22 protein-coding genes are annotated in these 19,238 nt (G+C 45.5%); 20 read left to right on the top strand and 2 right to left on the bottom strand.

The window, feature by feature from the left end; genetic code table 11:
• Position 1: 1 nt before the first annotated feature.
• The 12 genes from AC58PQ_RS00720 to AC58PQ_RS00665 all read left to right on the top strand — a co-directional run bounded on the left by AC58PQ_RS00720 (position 2) and on the right by AC58PQ_RS00665 (position 13,826).
• The gene (locus tag AC58PQ_RS00720; RefSeq protein ID WP_497240091.1) at positions 2-865 is read left to right on the top strand and encodes a type II secretion system F family protein; all 864 of its coding nucleotides are present in this window, start codon (positions 2-4) and stop codon (positions 863-865) included.
• 15 nt (positions 866-880) lie between these two features.
• A complete protein-coding gene (locus AC58PQ_RS00715; protein WP_497240090.1) occupies positions 881-1,108 on the top strand; it encodes a Flp1 family type IVb pilin in 228 nt (75 codons plus the stop codon).
• Positions 1,065-2,102, top strand: coding sequence for a TadE/TadG family type IV pilus assembly protein (locus AC58PQ_RS00710; protein ID WP_497240089.1), 1,038 nt, complete (start codon positions 1,065-1,067; stop codon positions 2,100-2,102). Before AC58PQ_RS00715 ends, AC58PQ_RS00710 begins: the two co-directional genes overlap by 44 nt.
• Positions 2,103-2,116: 14 nt before the next feature.
• Positions 2,117-4,381 (top strand): hypothetical protein, encoded by a 2,265-nt coding sequence (locus AC58PQ_RS00705; protein WP_497240088.1) that lies wholly within the window; start codon positions 2,117-2,119, stop codon positions 4,379-4,381.
• 16 nt (positions 4,382-4,397) lie between these two features.
• On the top strand, positions 4,398-5,063 hold the full coding sequence (locus AC58PQ_RS00700; protein WP_497240087.1) for a TadE/TadG family type IV pilus assembly protein: 666 nt from the start codon (positions 4,398-4,400) through the stop codon (positions 5,061-5,063).
• Positions 5,064-5,090: 27 nt separating this feature from the next.
• Positions 5,091-5,600 (top strand): prepilin peptidase, encoded by a 510-nt coding sequence (locus AC58PQ_RS00695; RefSeq protein WP_497240086.1) that lies wholly within the window; start codon positions 5,091-5,093, stop codon positions 5,598-5,600.
• Positions 5,601-5,614: 14 nt separating this feature from the next.
• Positions 5,615-7,021: a DUF6382 domain-containing protein gene (locus AC58PQ_RS00690; RefSeq protein ID WP_497240085.1), complete on the top strand. Its 1,407-nt coding sequence runs from the start codon at positions 5,615-5,617 to the stop codon at positions 7,019-7,021.
• 103 nt (positions 7,022-7,124) lie between these two features.
• Positions 7,125-8,681 (top strand): ribosomal protection-like ABC-F family protein, encoded by a 1,557-nt coding sequence (gene abc-f / locus AC58PQ_RS00685; protein WP_497240084.1) that lies wholly within the window; start codon positions 7,125-7,127, stop codon positions 8,679-8,681.
• A gap of 20 nt (positions 8,682-8,701) precedes the next feature.
• Positions 8,702-8,992 (top strand): Dabb family protein, encoded by a 291-nt coding sequence (locus tag AC58PQ_RS00680; protein ID WP_497240083.1) that lies wholly within the window; start codon positions 8,702-8,704, stop codon positions 8,990-8,992.
• Positions 8,993-9,144: 152 nt separating this feature from the next.
• The gene (locus AC58PQ_RS00675) at positions 9,145-10,194 is read left to right on the top strand and encodes a M42 family metallopeptidase (RefSeq protein WP_497240082.1); all 1,050 of its coding nucleotides are present in this window, start codon (positions 9,145-9,147) and stop codon (positions 10,192-10,194) included.
• A complete protein-coding gene (locus AC58PQ_RS00670; protein ID WP_497240081.1) occupies positions 10,191-12,152 on the top strand; it encodes an ABC-F family ATP-binding cassette domain-containing protein in 1,962 nt (653 codons plus the stop codon). The genes AC58PQ_RS00675 and AC58PQ_RS00670 overlap by 4 nt, the downstream gene beginning before the upstream one ends.
• Positions 12,153-12,212: 60 nt before the next feature.
• Entirely contained in the window at positions 12,213-13,826 is a 1,614-nt protein-coding gene (locus tag AC58PQ_RS00665; protein WP_497240080.1) for an ABC-F family ATP-binding cassette domain-containing protein, read from the top strand.
• A gap of 64 nt (positions 13,827-13,890) precedes the next feature.
• On the opposite strand, the gene AC58PQ_RS00660 is transcribed toward AC58PQ_RS00665, so the two are convergent.
• Entirely contained in the window at positions 13,891-14,112 is a 222-nt protein-coding gene (locus AC58PQ_RS00660; protein ID WP_497240079.1) for a hypothetical protein, read from the bottom strand.
• Positions 14,113-14,185: 73 nt separating this feature from the next.
• Here AC58PQ_RS00660 and AC58PQ_RS00655 point away from each other — a divergent pair, with 73 nt between their 5' ends.
• Genes AC58PQ_RS00655 through kapB form a run of 3 tightly spaced genes read left to right on the top strand, consistent with a single transcriptional unit; the run spans position 14,186 to position 15,427 of the window.
• Positions 14,186-14,707, top strand: coding sequence for a hypothetical protein (locus tag AC58PQ_RS00655; protein ID WP_497240078.1), 522 nt, complete (start codon positions 14,186-14,188; stop codon positions 14,705-14,707).
• Entirely contained in the window at positions 14,707-15,027 is a 321-nt protein-coding gene (locus tag AC58PQ_RS00650; protein WP_497240077.1) for a thioredoxin family protein, read from the top strand. The genes AC58PQ_RS00655 and AC58PQ_RS00650 overlap by 1 nt, the downstream gene beginning before the upstream one ends.
• A 13-nt stretch (positions 15,028-15,040) precedes the next feature.
• The gene (gene kapB, locus AC58PQ_RS00645; protein ID WP_477591319.1) at positions 15,041-15,427 is read left to right on the top strand and encodes a kinase-associated lipoprotein KapB; all 387 of its coding nucleotides are present in this window, start codon (positions 15,041-15,043) and stop codon (positions 15,425-15,427) included.
• Here kapB and AC58PQ_RS00640 read toward each other — a convergent pair.
• Positions 15,424-15,645, bottom strand: a complete 222-nt coding sequence (locus tag AC58PQ_RS00640; RefSeq protein WP_477591318.1) for a hypothetical protein — start codon at positions 15,643-15,645, stop codon at positions 15,424-15,426. The two genes, kapB and AC58PQ_RS00640, sit on opposite strands and share 4 nt — an antisense overlap.
• 250 nt (positions 15,646-15,895) lie before the next feature.
• Here AC58PQ_RS00640 and AC58PQ_RS00635 point away from each other — a divergent pair, with 250 nt between their 5' ends.
• The 5 genes from AC58PQ_RS00635 (at position 15,896) to AC58PQ_RS00615 (ending at position 19,217) form a co-directional block, all read left to right on the top strand.
• Positions 15,896-16,972, top strand: a complete 1,077-nt coding sequence (locus AC58PQ_RS00635) for a Gfo/Idh/MocA family protein (RefSeq protein WP_497240076.1) — start codon at positions 15,896-15,898, stop codon at positions 16,970-16,972.
• Between the two features lie 16 nt (positions 16,973-16,988).
• On the top strand, positions 16,989-17,624 hold the full coding sequence (locus AC58PQ_RS00630) for a trimeric intracellular cation channel family protein (RefSeq protein ID WP_497240075.1): 636 nt from the start codon (positions 16,989-16,991) through the stop codon (positions 17,622-17,624).
• A gap of 48 nt (positions 17,625-17,672) precedes the next feature.
• Positions 17,673-18,152 carry a hypothetical protein gene (locus AC58PQ_RS00625; protein WP_497240074.1) on the top strand — a complete coding sequence of 160 codons (480 nt, stop codon included), beginning with the start codon at positions 17,673-17,675 and terminating at the stop codon, positions 18,150-18,152.
• 182 nt (positions 18,153-18,334) lie between these two features.
• Positions 18,335-18,493 (top strand): hypothetical protein, encoded by a 159-nt coding sequence (locus AC58PQ_RS00620; RefSeq protein ID WP_497240073.1) that lies wholly within the window; start codon positions 18,335-18,337, stop codon positions 18,491-18,493.
• Between the two features lie 46 nt (positions 18,494-18,539).
• On the top strand, positions 18,540-19,217 hold the full coding sequence (locus AC58PQ_RS00615) for a hypothetical protein (protein WP_497240072.1): 678 nt from the start codon (positions 18,540-18,542) through the stop codon (positions 19,215-19,217).
• Positions 19,218-19,238: the final 21 nt, after the last annotated feature.

The following is a 19,238-nucleotide window of genomic DNA, read 5'->3' as shown; positions in this document are numbered from 1 at the left end:
GATGTGGCTATTAGGTTTGGCACAAATTGTTTTCTTCATGGCATTACAAGTAATTGGACGTAAGAAATACGGGGCACAGCTTCCAATGAACACCTACCCGTTTCGGTTGAAAATGCTCTTACCCCACAGTTATTTTGTGATCGATAAGCTTCAATTGTTGGAGCGGTTCCCTGATTTCACGTCTAAAATCCATCATAAATGTATGACCTTGTACGGAAGGAGCTTGTCCTCACAAGGCAGCAAGTGGTTCGTAGCCGAGTTGATTTCTGCCGGGACGTTGTGCCTTTTCATCGTTACTTTACTAGCCATTTTTGCTGGAGAAGATAGCTCATTGCTAGCTCTTGGTGTAGTTGCTGCGATGGGTACTCCGTTGATGATGGTTCGGGATTTGGATACCAAAATTCGCAAAAAGCAGCAAAGAATGATCCTAGAGCTGCCTGAGTTTCTGAGCACAATTGTGCTTTTAGTGAATGCGGGTGAAACCGTTAACCGTGCGTGGATACGTTGTGTTCAGGCCAAGCCGCATATGACGGATTCTCCGCTTTTTAAAGAATTACTTGTTGCTGTGCATGAGCTGGAGATGAACATCTCCTTCACGAAGGTATTAGAAGATTTCAGTAAGCGATGCGCGTTACATGAAGTGTCATTATTTACGTCAACGCTTAGTCTGAACTATAAAAGAGGCGGTAATGACTTTGTCATTGCCCTGCATGCACTTTCGCTAGAGCTCTGGCAACGCAGGAAGAGTGTCTCGCGAACTTTAGGGGAGGAAGCATCTTCCAAGTTAGTTTTCCCGATGGTGTTAATTTTTGTTGTGGTGATGGTGATTGTCGCCGCGCCCGCGTTACTCATGATGAACCAATAAGAGAGGGATGTTGAAATGAAAGCGATGACTGAATGCTTTAAACGTGTGTGGAAAGAGGAAGATGGACTCGGAACGCTAGAGATTTTATTGATTGTTGCTGTGCTCGTTGCAATTGCGATTATTTTCAGAAAGTGGATCGTTTCGTGGTTTCAAAAACTTATCGGAGATGCGAACTCCGACTTAAAGGATAACAGTGCAGTTGCACCATGTGCGCCAACCCCAACTACAAGCTGTGCGCCATAGTCGGTTCTATCACTTCACTAGAAATGAACAAGGTACATTTACTTTAGAAGCGTCACTTGTATTTCCTGTCATTCTCATATGTACGGTGACGCTTTTATTTGTTGGGATGTATGCCTATCAGCATGTTTATATGGGGCAATTAGCTCGATCAGCAGCAGAAAAGCTAGCTTTTACTTGGACTAATAGCCATAAAGATGTGACGACAGGAAGCTATAATCCGCAGGAAACGGATGGTTTGTACTGGCGTCTGACACAAGACAATGTGAGCGATTTATTTGGCTTGCTACAAGGGAATGGCGGTACTAGTATCGCACTCCCCACGAATCAGCCCGATGGTCTTGTGGAGAAAAAGCTAGCAAGAGCCCAGGGCTTACTCCCAACAGGTGTTACAGGCACGGCAAGATATTCGAATTATTTACTTGATCATCAAATTGAAGTAAAAATAAACAAGTCCTTTCTAATGCCCGCTATCTTACGGAAATGGATGCAGAAGACTCGAACGGAAGGTAAGTCAGTTGCTCATGTTGTTGATTCGATAGAGCTGATCAGAACGACTGATCTGACACGTACCTATTTGCCGACACTGGTTGGACGGATCTCACCTGCGAAAGCGAAAGCAGCACTCGTAGATCCCGTAAAGACCGATTTGTCTGGTTCAGGTGTTACTATTCAATCAGAACGTCAGGCATCCACGTACTTGAGATCACTGGTGGGTGGCACGGAGGTTGTGCTGACTACTGCTTCTGGTAAAAGTAGGAAAATTGATGCGTTAGACAATCGCGGCATTGGTCACCAAGCCTTTTACAGTATGTCCGAAGCTCAGCTTCGGATGGAACAGCTGCCGAAAGACGTCGAGCTTCTCCAGCATGATCCAACCGTGAAAGGTATCGTCTGGCACTTTTTTAAGAAGGATGCCAGTGGTAAAGGGATGCCTACGACCGCTTTTCGCAAAGAACTCGAACGTAAAGGGATCGTGGTTGTTATTCACAACTAGAAAGAGGGGAGCTTTTGAGGAGATTTCTATATGCTGAGAACGGCGCGGTATCCGTCTATTTGATCCTCATTATCGTGCCGATTTTCATATTTCAAGCTGTACTTATTGATTTTGCCCGAATCAAAGTAGCGGAGAAAGAAACAGAGTCCGCCATACATGCGGCGACGCGCTCAGTGATGTCCTCATTTGATAGCGAGTTGCAGAAGAGAGGACTTTATGGCAGGGGTCTCTCTCAGGATGCGTCTGTAAAATTGTTTAGCGACGTCTTTGTCAAAAACCTATCGGGAGGCGTCTCTTCAAATGCGTTTCACTTTATAAATACCAAAGCTGTTGAAGGCACTGTGCGTGTTACGCCCGTTTATTCGCTTGCGAGCCATGTTATATTTGAAGGTCAGCTCATCCAAGATATGAAAATTAAAGCACCAATTGAATACACGCTAGAAATCGCTGATAAGTTTCAGAAAAGTGGCGTACGTGAGCCTTTTCATATAGGTTCACAATTTGCCAAAGATGCGGCTGAATTAGAGAAGCTTATCGAACAGAGGGAATCCGAACTAGATGATGCGTGGCAGAGAACAGAAGCGTTATATGCGAAAATAACTTCTTTTCACAGCTATTATGTAACAAAAATTGCGGAATTAGACGAATTAGCTGGGCAAATCGGCATTCATACGGTTGACGAAGTTCGAGGCCAAATCAGTCATGTAAATGTGGAACTGGATTCTCTTTCGAATACGATAAGGAATATGGATCTTTCTTTGGCTTCAATGGTACAAGCAGGTCCTGATGCGGCAGCCAGTATCCAAACCATTGTTGAAGCTAAACGTACGCTGGAGGAGCAGGCCAATACGCTTTCTGAGAAGCTTAATGAGCTGGAAGCATTAGTTCAACAAATGATGAAGTACACGGCACTGGTTGTCCGTACGAAGCTAGAAGTAGCCGCGAATGAAAGTGATGTTAAGCAGATACAGCAGGTGATCGAACCTACCTTACGGCTTGCCAAGCAAAAAAATGATGCGTTACGCGCTAAGTTAATCGGAATTTCGAGCACATCTACATCTATTAGGGATGCTCAAGGAGCAAATGATGTATTTCAACATGTTTCCCTCATTGGGGATGATTATTTTTATTATTATCAAACGTCAGTTGCGCAGATTGCGGCGTTATTTTCAGCTTTTCATTTATCTGTCGAGCGTGTCATCTTGTACACGTCAGTACATACAAGCGAGGTCAATCAAGTCAATGATGCTTATTGGGAATTTGCAAATGAATTTCACAGTAAACAAAGCCCCATAGAGCAAACTCGAATGGCTAGGAATGAAGCAACCACGATGAATAAGCAGACACAAAAGAATAAAATCCAAGCTGTTTTAGATCAGGCGAAGCAAGCCATTGGCGGTTGCAGCCTAACGAATTCACAATCCGGTGATGCTGCGCAATATACCAAGCTCCAGGGTGAAGAAGGCTTCTATCAGAAATATCGAGAGTTGAATGCACAAGATAAAACGCTTGGAAATGAGGTTGCTTATGACCTTGATCAAGCAGAACCAGCTAGTTTAAGAGCGATGGATATGCTGGGAGCTATAAACCATGCAGCTGAAGTTCTGCGAGATGAGCTCTATGTGAATGAATATGCGCTAACAAAGTTCAACTATCGAACCTACGGGCTAGAGAAAGATCCTAGTGGGCAACCGAAATTGTCCAATGAATTCGTAGACCCTGGGACACATCCGTTAGCAAGGCAAGAGGTTGAATATCTCTTGTACGGATTTTCCTCATGTGCCGCTAATATGTCATCGGCGTATGCAGAAATGTTCTCATTACGCTTGGCGATTCGTACCGTCGAAGCCTTATTAGATCCGAAGAATGAACTTCTGAACATAGGGTCCCCCTTACTCGTATTATTGGCTGCGGCTGCTCAAGGTGCAGTAGAAGCTCTAGTCGATATGAACACGTTGGTGAAAGGTGAAGCTGTTGAACTTTCCTCAAAGCTTTCAACGTCGGCGCTCAAGTTGACTTACAAAGACTATTTACGGTTATTTCTCATGCTGCATAGTAATAATGCCAAGCTGATGTCCAGGATGCAGGCACTTCTTGAATTAGAAACAGGCAAAGATCTCATCCAAGAAACATCCTATTTGCAGGCGAATGCCTCTAGTGAAATAAGACTTTGGTTTATTCCGCAAGTGATGAAACTATTGGATGGGACTGGACTTTTGGGATGTAAAGTCGTCGGAACCCATTGTCAAATGAATCGAACTGCTGTCGTATCGTATTGAGAAAGGGGGGAGGGGGTTGCTTCTGAAACTGCACAAAGAGCAAGAAGGCGGCATCGTATTGGAGGCTTCACTTATACTGCCTTTGTTTCTGGCTTTTGTAGTCGGTCTCGTGCTATTCATTCAAATTGCTGTTGTCGAAATGGCTATGCAGTCAGGCGTGTCCGAGGCGACGAAGACTATCGCGGGTCAACTGTACCCCGTTCGGATTCTGGTGCAAGAAGCCCAATCGAGATACGATCAAAGCCGTGCAGCAGACATGCTTAATGCTGTTGTGGGACAAGTCCAATCAGCACGGAACCATGTGACGAGTGCGGAGGATTATGCTGATGAGTACGCTGCCTATATACCAGATTCTCTTCTGGAGCTCGTACGCTGGGAAAAAGAGAAACGGGAGCTTGGCGAAGGCATGGCACAGGATGAGCTGAACGGACTCTATGAAGATCATGTGAAACCGCGAATACTCGCGGTCTTTACACCCATTGTGTTTGCGTTTTGTGACGCGTCTATCGTCGATAAGAATAACTTTAAAGTCATCTCCGTAACGTTACCGAGTATGGAACAAGGCGGTGAGGCTTTCTTTGGGATCGAAGCGCAACTGACCTATAAGCTGCCCATTCCTTTTATAAGTCAAACGATTGTATTGAAAAAAAGGGCCTATGAGCGGGCTTGGGTAGGGACTTGAACCGAAGGGAGGAGTACCAATATTATAGTGATCTATGGTCTATTTATAATTTTTATCGCGATTGCATTTGTAATTGATGTTCGTCATTCAAAGCTGCCTAATACGTTGAACCTGTGTGGAACATTCGTCGGCGTATTGTTCCACACAGGGACTCAGGGCTGGAACGGTTTGCTTTTTTCGCTCATTGGTGCGTGTACGGGCTTTCTCATCCTACTCGTGTTGTATCTTTTAGGTGCTTTGGGCGCAGGGGATGTCAAGCTTTTTTCAGCTATCGGGGCTATGATGGGTGTTATGTTTGTCTTACAAACGCTAATTTACTCGATTTTATGTGCAGGATTAATTGGACTTATTCTATTACTCATAAAGAAACAAATGAGAGCAACTGGTCATAAGCTTGCTATGTGGCTCATATCAATTATTGCTCACAACAGGCTCGAAACATTACGTGAGATCAAGCATCAGAAACATATTAAATTTCCCTTTATGTACGCCGTTTTTCCTGCTGTACTTGTCACTTGTTATTATTCTTTACTTTGATAGGAGGTGGTTGTATGACGCAAGAAGTATTCGGACTTCGGTATGAGTTTGTTTATCGACATGGGCATCATATGGAGTTGTTCAAGGAAGGTGGATTAGCAGCAAGTGAGCTTTCCTCTTTACAAATACGCATGTTAGAAGCCAATCAAGTCCCAAGGCTGCTGCCGCTCGATATTCATGAGGTGGATGCTAGCCTTCGTCTTCAGTATAGATTGTCTTCCAAACGCATGCTGACGCATGTTCTGAAGGTGGATGCGTTCTCGATCTATCACCTTGCCAAATTGATATATGCGATTGTATGCACACTCGATGAGAGTAAGAATTACATGCTATACGAAATGAATTTCGTGTTAAAAGATAACTTTATATTCGTTGGACAGGATTGGTCGGATGTTTATCTGACCTATGTTCCGTTAGACATGCAGCATGACGGAGATGATATCTGTGCAGCAATCGATTCGCTTCTCAGAAAGCTTATCGTACATGTTGGTGAAGGGGAGCAGGATCAACTGCAAACTTGGATTTCTACGCATATGACTAAAAAGAGTTTACTTGGGTACAAGGAAGCGTTATTAAAGCTAATGGACGAGCCGATTCAAATGCGAAATCCAACAACTGCAACTGCTGTGCAAACTGAACCCGTTGAAGAAGCAATACCAGAACTCAGTTTACCTAAAGCACATTGGAAGCGGGATGAAGATACCGGGATACAACTTAGTATTCCCAACTTGGATAAACCTGATCACAGTCCCCTATCATTCATTCCTCTTAATCAGCGAGCACGATGGATGACAACCGCTCTAATACTCATTCTATCTGCCTTCCTCTGGCACCAATACGTGACGTACCCTTCGACTAGTACCCTGCAGCTAATTGCTGGAATCACGTTGTTACTAGGAGATGTAGGCTTTGTTCTGCTTTGCATGGGCCGACCCGTGTTCCCACACGTCACACCAAAACCCGATTACGCTATCTCGAGTGATGCCTCAACGATCGCGGCGACTCCCATGGATATGACAAACTACTATCAGAATCTGCCGATGCATACAACCCTGCTCAGCCCTTCAAAATCAAATGACACTGAGTTCCTTGGGAATTCTCCAAAGCCAATTCCGCTCGGACCTAGATTGGAATTTCAAGTAGAAGGTAGTAACCAATCCGTTCCGGTCAGCAGTGACGTTTTTACAATTGGCAGGGGGGATTCAAGCAGTAAGGTTGACTACGTGATGGAAATAGCTGGTGTTTCTAGAATCCATGCGGAAATTATACAAACGACTAATGGCTATCAGCTTCGTGATGCAGGCTCTACCAACGGTACCTATCTGAACGATCTCCCTTTGGTTACTTATCAAGCCTATCCGCTAAAAGATGGGGACATTGTGCGAATTATTCGACAAGAAATGACTTTTCGGCTCACATAACAAATAGTTCTACTTCCTGTCTGCCTTGAGCAGTGGTATAATAAGAAGTCGCGAGAAAAATACGTGATTATCTTAGAACTAGACAGGGGTTTGGTTTTACAAAATGAGTCTGTTAACCATTGAAGATTTAAGCCACAGCTTTGGCGATCGTACATTGTTTAAAAATGTGTCTTTCCGCTTACTTGCTGGTGAACGTGTTGGTATCGTTGGAGCAAATGGCGTGGGGAAATCCACGTTGATGAATATATTAACTGGTAAGCTTCTGAAGGATACAGGAAAAGTAGAATGGACGCCGAGAGTCCACTATGGTTACTTGGATCAGCATTCCGTGCTAGCCGCAGGTAAAACGATCCGCGATATTTTGCGTGATGCGTTCCTACCTTTGTATGAAGAAGAAAAACGAATGATGGCGATTACTGATAAAATGGGTGATGCCACGCCTGAGGAGCTTGAAGCTCTGCTCGAGGAAATGGGCGAAATTCAAGAGCGTTTGGAAATCGGTGATTTCTATCTACTTGATGTGAAAGTCGAGGAAATGGGTAACGGATTAGGTTTGAATGCAATTGGATTAGATCGTGATGTAACTTCACTTAGCGGTGGACAGCGGACGAAGGTTCTCTTAGCTAAGCTTTTATTAGAAAAGCCAACCGTCCTTCTACTCGATGAGCCTACCAACTACTTAGATGTGGAACATATTGAGTGGTTGAAGATGTACTTAAAGAATTATCCGTATGCTTTCATGTTAATTTCACATGATACGGAATTCATGAACGATGTTGTTAATGTTGTCTATCATTTGGAGTTTTCCAAATTGACGCGTTACACAGCGAACTATGAGAAATTCCTTGATATGGCTGAAATGAACAAAGCGCAGCACATTGACGCTTATGAGAAGCAGCAGGAATATATTAAGAAGCAAGAAGATTTCATCGCGCGCAACAAAGCGCGGGCGTCAACTTCAACCCGCGCAAAGAGCCGAGAGAAGCAGTTGGATCGAATTGACCGCATCGAGCGTCCGGAAACGGCTATGAAGCCTACTTTCGTATTCAAAGAATCACGTTCAAGTGGTAGAGTAGTATTTGAAGCGCAAGATTTGGAAATCGGCTATGATCGTGCCTTGCTTCCAAGGATGAATGTGACGATTGAACGTGGTGAGAAAATTGCTATCGTTGGTTGTAACGGCGTCGGGAAATCCACCTTATTGAAGACGATTCTTGGCAAAATCGAGCCTTTCAGCGGTAAAACGTATCGCGGCGATTATTTAAGCCCTGCTTACTTTGAACAAGAAGTCAAAGCGCCAAGTATGACGCCGATTGATGATGTATGGAATTCCTTCTCTTCCATGACACAGAACGAAGTCAGAGGAGCACTTGCGCGAGTAGGGCTCAAGAATGAGCACATCACCCGTGCGATGAGCATGCTGAGTGGTGGCGAGCAAGCGAAAGTTCGTCTTTGCAAACTGCTTATGCAAGAAAGCAACTGGTTGTTATTCGATGAGCCTACGAACCATTTGGACGTCGTAGCCAAAGAAGAGCTTCAACGCGCATTGAAAGAGTACAAAGGCACTGTACTACTTGTATGCCATGAGCCTGAATTCTATGAAGGCTGGGTAACACGTGTTTGGGACGTTGAGGAATGGTCCGCGAAAGTAACTAACTAATCATATCGGAGGAGATAACGATGTTAACGCACGTTGTGTTTTTTAAGCTCAAAGATCGCAGTCCTGAAGCCGTGGAAGTAACCAAAGCTGTTCTTACGAACATGGAAGGTAAAATCCCGGTATTACGGCATATTGAGGTTGGGACAGACATTCTACATTTAGAGCGTTCTTACGATATCGCACTCATTACGAAATTTGATTCGCTAGATGATTTGAAGGTTTACGATACTCACCCTGTGCACGAAGAAGTCAAAGCTCATATGAAAACAGTTCTTGATGGAACGTCCATCTGTGTTGATTTTGTAAGCTAATCCACGTTTGAAAAACATAGGAGAACAGTGTAGTATCCTTAGAAGAGGCTGGTTCTTGACGTAGTCAGGCCCCCGCAAAATTCTTAGGCTGCACTGTTTTTTGTGTGTTTAGCGCAAAACTATATGTACATAGACATGGGAGAGGAATCCAATTGAAGTCCAAACTAAATAGAGCTTATATGACCGAAGTACTTGAAATGCTCTTGCGGACTCCTAGTCCGACAGGATACACACATCACATTATGCAAAAAGTTGAGCTTGAAGTGAGTAAGCTTGGCTTCGGGCTTTCTTATACGAATAAAGGCTGCGGCATCGTAACCATTCCTGGTACCCATTCCGATCGCGTAATTGGCATCTCGGCACATGTGGATACGCTCGGCGCGATGGTGCGTTCCATTAAAGACAATGGCACTTTGAAAATTACTTCTCTTGGTGGGTTTATGATGGGTGCTATCGAGAATGAGTACGTACAAATTCATACGCGGGATGAGCAAGTGTATGACGGCACGATTCTTACCTCAAGACCATCCGTGCATGTGTACGAAGACGCGAGAGAGTATAAGCGCGATGAAGCGAATATGGAAGTTCGTATCGATGAACTTGTTAGCTCCAAAAAGGATGTGCAAGCGCTCGGTATCCGTGTTGGCGATTTCATCTCTTTTGATCCGCGTGTTCAAGTGAAGGACAATGGCTATGTGAAATCACGCCATTTGGATGATAAAGCTAGCGTAGCGTCCTTGTTCGGCCTTTTGAAGCTGATGAAGGAGCAAGGCATACAGCCTCACTATACGATCAAAATGTTCTTTTCCAATTACGAAGAGGTTGGTCATGGCTCATCTTTTATTCCAGAGGATATTACCGACTTTATCGCTGTGGATATGGGCGCACTCGGGGACGATTTAAGTGGCAGTGAGCGTGATGTTTCCATTTGTGCGAAGGATTCGTCAGGTCCTTACGACTATGCGATGACGTCGCAAATGATAGAGCATGCCGAGAAGCTTGAAATCGGCTATGCCGTGGATATTTATCCGCGCTATGGCTCGGATGCATCGGCGGCGCTTCGAGGCGGCCGAGATATTCGCGCTGCGTTAATAGGGCCTGGTGTTCATGCGTCACATAGCATGGAGCGAACGCATATGGATGCTGTAGTGAACACTGCAGCCCTTCTTGCCGCGTACATCATGGAGCCGGTGCAAGGATGAACATTCTAAGTGCGGTCGATATAACCAAAACCTACGGCGACAAGGTGCTTTTCGATGATATCTCGTTCACACTGAACGAGAAGCAGCGTATCGGCCTCATCGGCGTGAACGGCACAGGCAAGTCCACGCTGCTGAAGATGCTGGCGGGTCTGGAAACACCAGATCGCGGCAAGCTCGTGCACGCGAATCATTTCCGCGTGGAATACTTGCCGCAAAACCCAGAGTTCGATCCGAACTCCACGGTGCTTGAGCAAGTATTCCACGGCGATTCGCCGCTCATGAAGACGCTGCGCGACTATGAGCTGGCCCTTGCGGAGCTGGAGCTTGACGCCTCCAGCGAGAAGAAACAAGCGCGCCTATTCGCTGCGCAGGCGCGCATGGATGAGCAAGGTGCATGGGAAGCGAGCACCTTGGCCAAAACCGTGCTGATGAAGCTTGGCATCAGCGAGTTCGACAAACCCGTCGGCCTTCTGTCCGGCGGTCAGCGCAAACGCGTCGCCATGGCGCGCGTTCTCATTCAACCCGCCGATCTGCTCATCCTCGATGAGCCGACGAACCATATTGATAACGAGACGGCCATCTGGCTCGAGGAATTCCTCAGCAAGTGGCGCGGCGCCTTGCTGCTCGTTACCCATGACCGGTACTTCCTAGAGCGGGTCACCACCCGCATTCTGGAGCTGGACCGAGGCAAGATCTACAGCTACGAGGGGAACTACGAGTGGTTCCTCGAGAAGAAGGCAGAGCGGATGGATTCTGAAGCCGCTAGTGAAGATAAGCGGCAGAATCTTCTCCGCCGCGAGCTGGCTTGGCTCCGTCGCGGCGCGAAGGCGCGCACGACGAAACAGAAGGCGCGTATCAATCGCGCCGAGGAACTTCGGGACCGCCAGGTGGATGGTCCCGGTGACAAGCTCGACATGGCGCTGGCAGGCAGCCGCCTTGGCCGCAAGGTGATGGAGCTCGACACCATCACCAAGGCCTTCCCGGGCGGAAAGCCGCTGCTCAGCGGCTTCAGCTACATCGTGATGCCGAAGGATCGTCTCGGCATCATCGGTCCGAACGGCAGCGGCAAATCGACGCTGCTTAACATGCTCGCCGGGCGTATTCAGCCCGACAGCGGCACGATTGAGACCGGCACAACGGTGAAACTTGCCTACTATACGCAAGAGAATGTCGCAATGGATGAGAAGATGCGCGTGATCGAATACATTAAGGAAGCCGCGGAGCAGATTCGCACGTCGGATGGTGAGACCATTTCGGCCGCACAGATGCTAGAACGCTTCTTATTCTCTCCTAACCTGCAATGGTCGCCAATTGGCAAGCTTTCAGGTGGAGAGCGTCGCAGACTTTATTTGTTACGTACCCTGATGGGGGAACCGAATGTTTTGCTCCTCGATGAGCCGACCAATGACTTGGACATCCAAACTTTGACGATACTGGAAGATTATCTGGATCAATTCTCAGGGGCTGTCATCACAGTTTCCCATGATCGCTACTTCTTGGATCGAACCGTTTCTCATTTATTTGCTTTTGATGGGAATGGTGGAATCGAGCCGTTCATCGGTACGTATTCGGATTACTTGGACGATAAGCGTGAACAAGAAGAGGCGGAGCAAGCTCGGAAAGAAATTATTCGCCAAGCGAGCTCGAAAACAGCAAGCAACAGCTCATCTGCTTACTCTTCACCTTCAAGCGCAAGCTTAGCGCCAACAACGAATCGCCCCAAGAAGCTGACGTTCAAAGAACAGAAGGAATGGGACGAAATCGAGAACACAATAGCTGCCCTAGAGGACAAAGCGGATAGCTTGAAAAAGCAAATCGAAGCCTCTGGAAGTAACTTTGATCTCGCTCGCGATCTGTATGAGCAAGAGCAACAAACCGCTGCTGAGCTCGAAGCTGCGATGGAAAGATGGACTTATTTATCAGAGTTAGTAGAAGAAATAGAACGAAATAAGTTATGATAGTAGTAGTAGTTCACATGATTTAATAGAAAATATAATAAAGGTAGGTATAAAGACCCCATGATTAGTGTAAATAACGTGACGCTTCGTTACGGCAAGAGAGCCCTATTCGAAGACGCCAATATTAAATTCACACCAGGAAATTGCTACGGCTTGATCGGAGCGAATGGTGCAGGTAAATCGACATTCCTCAAAATTCTTTCCGGCGAGATCGAGCCTAACACAGGCGAAGTTAACATCACGCCAGGTGAGCGTATGGCTGTCCTCAAACAGAACCATTACGAGTTTGATGAAATCGAAGTTTTGAAAACTGTTGTTATGGGTCACGCACGCCTCTTTAAAATCATGGAAGAGAAAGACGCGCTTTATGCGAAAGCGGATTTCTCCGAGGAAGACGGCATGAGAGCGGCTGAGCTGGAAGGCGAATTCCAAGATCTAGACGGCTGGCAAGCAGAATCCGACGCAGCCGAGTTATTGATTGGTCTCGGAATCCCGACATCCATGCACGATACGAAAATGAAGGATCTTGACGGTAACGAGAAAGTTCGCGTGCTCTTGGCACAAGCTTTATTCGGTAACCCGAACATTCTTCTTCTCGATGAGCCTACCAACCATTTGAACTTAGAGTCCATTCGTTGGCTGGAGCACTTCTTGTCCCGTTTCGAAGGCACAGTTATCGTGGTATCACATGACCGTCACTTCCTGAACCAAGTATGTACGCATATCGCAGATATCGACTTTGGTAAAATCCAAATGTACGTTGGTAACTATGACTGGTGGTATGAGTCCAGCCAATTGGCGCTTCGTTTGACACGTGATGCGAATAAGAAAACGGAAGAAAAACGTAAAGAGTTGGAAGCCTTTATCGCGCGCTTTAGTGCGAATGCCTCCAAATCCAAGCAAGCGACTTCCCGTAAAAAGCAATTGGAGAAGCTTACGCTTGAAGATATTCGTCCATCCAGCCGTAAATATCCGTTCATTCACTTCAAAGGTGAGCGTGAAGCAGGTAAGCAGTTGCTTGCAGTTGAAGGCATTTCCAAAACGATTGATGGTGTTCAAGTATTAAATAACGTAACCTTTACGATTAATAAAGGGGATAAAGTCGCTTTCGTTGGCATAGACGGAATTGCGAAAACGACGCTGTTTAAGATTTTGATGGGCGAAATGGAAGCAGATAGCGGTACATTCTCTTGGGGGATTACGACTTCTCAAGCGTACTTCCCGAAAGACAGCCAAGATTATTTCAACTCTGATTTGACATTGGTAGACTGGCTTCGTCAGTACTCCAAGGATCAAGATGAGTCATTCCTTCGCGGATTCCTAGGGCGCATGTTGTTCTCTGGTGAAGAGGCGTTGAAAAAAGCGAATGTGCTTTCCGGAGGAGAGAAAGTGCGTTGTATGTTCTCCAAAATGATGCTAAGCGGAGCCAATGTATTGATCCTTGATGAGCCTACCAACCATTTGGATTTGGAGTCTATTACGGCGCTGAACAATGGGCTTGTTGATACCGATTGTACGATCCTATTCGTATCGCATGACCATCAGTTCATCCAAACGATTGCAACACGCATTATGGAGCTTACGCCTAAAGGCCTTATCGATAAGATGTTTACGTACGATGAGTACCTGGAAAGCGATGATGTAAAAAAACAACGCGAGATTCAATACGCATAAATAAAAAGTGAAAAGCGCCCTGAAGTGTTACTCTCAGGGCGCTTTTAGCTACACAAAGTGTTGTCTAGCTGCCGCCGGTGCGACGGCGTTGATTATTTACTTTTTTGGTCATTTGGCTTTTCGCGGTTTGATTACCATTCCCAGCTGCTTTCGGATTAGCACGGGCTGCTGCTTGATCTGCTTGCTTCTGAGCTAGCTTTGCTTTAATCGCATCGGCTAAGCTGACTTTTTTGACACTTTGCGGCTCGACCTGGTCGGCTTGTGGGGCTTGAGGCTTGTCTGACATAAGAACACCTTCTTTACGTGGTATATCCATAGTATAATCGAATCAAAGAAAAGATGAAAGAAGGTGTGTGGGGATGTTTGATCCGACGATCTATGACAATATCAAAGTCGTGCTCGAAGGAGCCGTCTACGATTTAGACTTGGAAGGAAAAATCATCATAACACGAAGAGAAGATTTAATTGACTTGTCCTCGATGTCTCGCACATTTGCTATAGAATTTGCACGGCAAGTAGGGCTCCCTAATAAAGCAGAAATCTATTTGCATGTTCATTTGAGTGATTTGGCTGCGGAAATTCTTGAAAATCCTACGGTTAAGCCTGGCTGTACGTTATTGATTAAGCTTCACACGCATGTGAACGATCCAGAATTAGATTGCCCGATGATCGAAGCACAATTGAACGCTATTTGGGAGCAACGTCCGCGAATTACGCAGCAAATTTCGTATCTATATGGGGAACAACCTGAGGAGTACCGCAATCTCATAACGTTATCCTTTGGCCGGAAAATTGATGAGAGCCACCTCGATGACTTTTCTGATCTGATCGACTACGCCTTTGATAGCTTGGCGTTGCTAGATGAGCGAGGGACATTGTGATGCAAGAATTATCTCAACAAGAACTGCAAGACAAAGTAGGTCATATCGAAGTATCCTTCGCCGTCTTTATGTACACGCCATTATGCGGCACATGCAAGGTAACAGAGCGTATGCTAGACATTATTCTAACGATGAAGCCAAATCTGCCGCTTGTGAAATGCAATATTAATTTTCTGCCGCAAATAAGCCAAGAATGGCAAATCGCTAGTGTCCCGTGTATTGTTATCATTGAACCAGGGAAAGAGAAACAGATGATGTATCGGATGAAATCCGTGGATGAGTTATATCGAAGGCTAATGCCATTAGTAGAACAAGATTAGGAGTTGAGTATCGATGAGTTTTCAAATCGGTGACCGCGTTATTGCTGAGTATAAAACAGGTGTTTATTTCGGTGAGGTAGTTGAATTGACCTCCAGCATGAAGGCGGCTGTGCGTATTCTTGCCGTGAAGGATCACCCAACACAAGGAGATTTACATAATCCGATGGATCCAAGCGTAGCTTTTTTTCATCAAAGACGGGCATTATCTCATCAAGAGATTGCGTTAATGCCGCTTGCAACGATTCGTCCTTATGCGGGTGAGGTGCCAGATTATCAAGTATCTCTGAAGAGAGCGCTATTGGCTCAGATCGATAAGCTGTCGGACATGGAAGCATGGGCCCGACGCTCTCTGCAGGAGCTTGATCAGCTGAATAAAGAATATTTTCCACCGTCCAATTAGGAAACTTCTAGGTACAACTTGGTGCCATCATTGTATTTGAAAATAGCGACATCACCAATGATCTCGATCATCGAGATCATTTTTAATTTTCTCCGAAATTCAAAGTGCAGCTCGTATTCCTTCAATTTAGTCGAGAGTAAATCCATCTGGGAACGTTTATGAGTAAAATTCATCACAGGGATCGATTTATTCTTATAGCGGATCGTGTTTGCTTGCATATTCAAGCCCTCCTTTATACGGATACTTGTTTTCCTTACTTCTTACATTTAGGATACATTTCAAATGTTAAATATGTTCAAGTGCAACTATTAGAAAAGTTTTAGCATTTTATTATATGTGAATAATAGCTCTACAGGGCTAGTTCCGATAAGATAAATTTTAGCGGGGCAGATTCGTGGTTGCGGGGAAAGTTAACCCCATTTATAATAGATAGGATTGTATTCTAACAGGCTCTGGAGGGTCACAGAAATGACTGTAACAAAACCAACTCGCATTGGCATTATTGGCGCCGGAAATATCGGAAACGTTCATATGGAGACGTTCAAAACCTTACCAGGGGCGCAGCTTGCTGGCGTGACGGACGTTTATTTACCGCTTGCTGAAACAAGAGCGAAAGAACATAACATTGAGCAGGTATATGCAAATTCAGATAAATTGTTAGCGGATCCTTCCATTGATGCGGTCGTCATTGCGGTATCGAATGAGTGGCATGCGCCAATTGCGGTACAAGCCTTAGAAGCAGGTAAGCATGTCTTACTTGAAAAGCCGATGGCGATTGATTTAGCTTCCGCTCGTCAAATTGTTGAAGCAGAGCGCAAGGCCGGGAAGATTCTCATGATCCCGCACCAAATGCGTTGGGAAGCAGCGTCAATTGCAGTTAAGGAGCAGGTGGAGAAAGGTGCACTTGGACACATTTATCATGCGAAAGCGAGCTATTTGAGACGTAAGGGTATTCCAGGTTGGGGTACATGGTTTACGCAAATGGAAAAATCAGGCGGCGGTCCCCTAATTGACCTTGGCGTACATATGTTAGATCTAACCCTGTATTTAATGGGGAATCCTAAACCAGTTTCTGTATATGGCTCAACTTATGCGGAGTTTGGACCGCGTAAGCAAGGCATCGGCACATGGGGGGCGCCGAATTGGCAAGGGAAATTTGATGTCGAGGATTTGGCAACGGCCTTGATCAAGTTTGAAAATGGGGCAACCCTTTCCTTGGATGTGAGCTGGGCTGGATTATTGGAAACCGATAATCTGCCAGTTGTTCAGCTGCTTGGAACAGAGGGCGGTGCATACGTGAAAGGTGCGAAAGGAAAGCTTTTTGCAGAGAAATTTGATCGTATCGTTGAAACGGAGCTATCCGCGCCGGCTGCTAATGATGATCCTCGTGCACGTATGGTGCAGCATTTCCTATCAAGTATCGTGAACGGCTCTCAGCCAATCACTTCTGTCATGACGGGTTATACGAATAATTTGATCCTAGATGCGATTTACCGTTCATCGCAATCAGGCGATGAAGTGAAATTGAACTGGGACATCGAGTAGACAGGGGCTGCAAGAAGTGAACTGGGAGTTATTTAGTATCATCGGAACGATCGCCTTCGCAGTGAGTGGTGCGATCGTAGCGATGGAAGAAGAATATGATATCTTAGGGGTCTATGTACTTGGGCTCGTTACGGCTTTTGGTGGAGGAATTATCCGCAACATGCTCATCGGGAAACCGATCGTGCTTCTATGGGAACAAGGCATGTATTTCCAAATCGCTCTGTTCGCGATGACGGTTGTTTTCTTCATGCCAGTGAGGTACATACGGCTATGGAAAACATGGGAAGCATTTTTTGATGCGATTGGGTTAGCAGCATTCGCTATCCAAGGGGCGCTGTATGCGACGAATATGGGGCACCCTTTAAGCGCAATCATTGTAGCGGCGGTTCTAACAGGCATTGGCGGAGGGATGGTTCGCGATGTGCTAGCAGGTCGGAAGCCGTTGGTGCTCAAAGATGAAATATATGCCGTATGGGGCATGCTGGCAGGTGCGTTAGTCGGACTTGGGTGGTCACAAGGGACGTGGCAGTTAGCTATTCTTTTTGCACTTATCGTCATATTGCGCATGTTTTCAGTGAACTACAAGTGGAAACTGCCGAAACGCTCCCTGCGTGATTCTTTGTCGGAATCCACAAGGAGATCGGATTCTTAGTCCATTCCGCATGCTTAGATATCGCCTTTGAGATAGGAGGAGAGTCATTTGGAAACATCTTTAACACAGCAGCAGAAAATTTCAGCAGAAACGATTGCAACGCGAATTATTTCCGTGAAGGAACTGTTGCAAACGGAGTTAGATCTGTACGAAGTATCGAAGGATTCAGAGACCGGTGAGCATTATCTGCATTATGCTTATATGCATAGAGATTTTTCGAATACGGGAGAACCAGAATCCTTTCACTATTTAAGGCCAATCGAGAATGATGATGTGCTTGGGATGATTTTTGGAGAGCAAGGTTATGCCTATCCGGAGCATTGGAAATCCTCCTTTTTACGAAATGGTCCAGAAGGCTTCTACATTTGGTTTGATCCTTCACATGAAGCTCAGCAAACGGAGGATGAGGCCATTGCGGCTGATCTGCTTCAGAAGCTTCGGGCTTTTCATGATCAAGGAAACGTGGATCCGGAAGCTGTTCGTAAGCTTTTAGATGAGATGGATGAGACACGAAAGAAAAACGAATAGATACACGAATATAGCTATCGATAGCTACCCGTAGCTACCCATAACTATCCCACAAAACTGCGAAAGTGCAGCTTTTGTGGGTTTTTTTGCGTAAATAAGGGGAAATGTTTAGTAAAAATAAGGGAATTGGACCATATTAACACTATCATCAAATGAGAATTAGAAAGGGGGACATATATATCATGGACATGGAATCGTATCATTTTGCAAATTTAGGTATACATGAGGAATTAATGCAAGATCTTCGCAATCTCGAATCCCGTATGAAAGAGGAGTTAGGGTACGAAGTTGCACTAATTGCGTATACGAAGGAAGAGGATGGGGTTCAAACAAGTAAGTAAGCAAGCGAGACATACGCAAATATAAAGAGAAATAGGGGGAATGACGATGAAAGCTGTGAAATTGTCAGTCATCATGACGGCTGCATTCGTCGGCTTGACGGGGTGTTCAGCAACACATTCAAACAAACTAGAAAAGGCATCGGTTTCCATTCAAAGTGTTGGTTTATCAGATTCGAGTGGTACCAAGCTGAGTAATAGTACGCTAGACGCCGCAAGCGGTAATCAGATTGAACAAACAACACAAGAGCAATCGCGAGTAGAGGACGACCTGCCGCATCGGAATACGTATTTATCGATGAACCGTGAAGTGGCAGATCAGGTGATGCAAGAGGCCCATCTAGGCGGGACCGCAGTCGCAATGACAGATACGAATATCTACGTAGCTGTTGATATGGGGGAACTCCATGATAAGAGGACGAATGAGCGCGATAAACAATTAAGCAAATATAACGATCCAGCGACAGAAGCGGGTTTGTTCGGCTCAGGCATGGGTGCTCAAATGGATTGGGTATCCGCAAAGCCATTATCTACAGACAGCATCAACGTTATTCGGCATGTGCTAACACGTATTTATCCGGATTCACACATTTTCATCTCGTCAAACGCGCTTTTTGTAAACCGGATGATGTATTATGACATGCAGCAACGCAAAAATAAACGCATGGATACGTACCTCCATGAGTTCAATACCATGGTGCAATATACGTTCAATAGCAGCAAATGAGCAATAAATTTAAGGTTCGTG

The sequence above is a fragment of the Paenibacillus sp. J22P143 genome (assembly GCF_059692035.1).
Note: the sequence above shows the minus strand (reverse complement) of the source record. Positions and strands in the feature narration are given on the sequence as shown.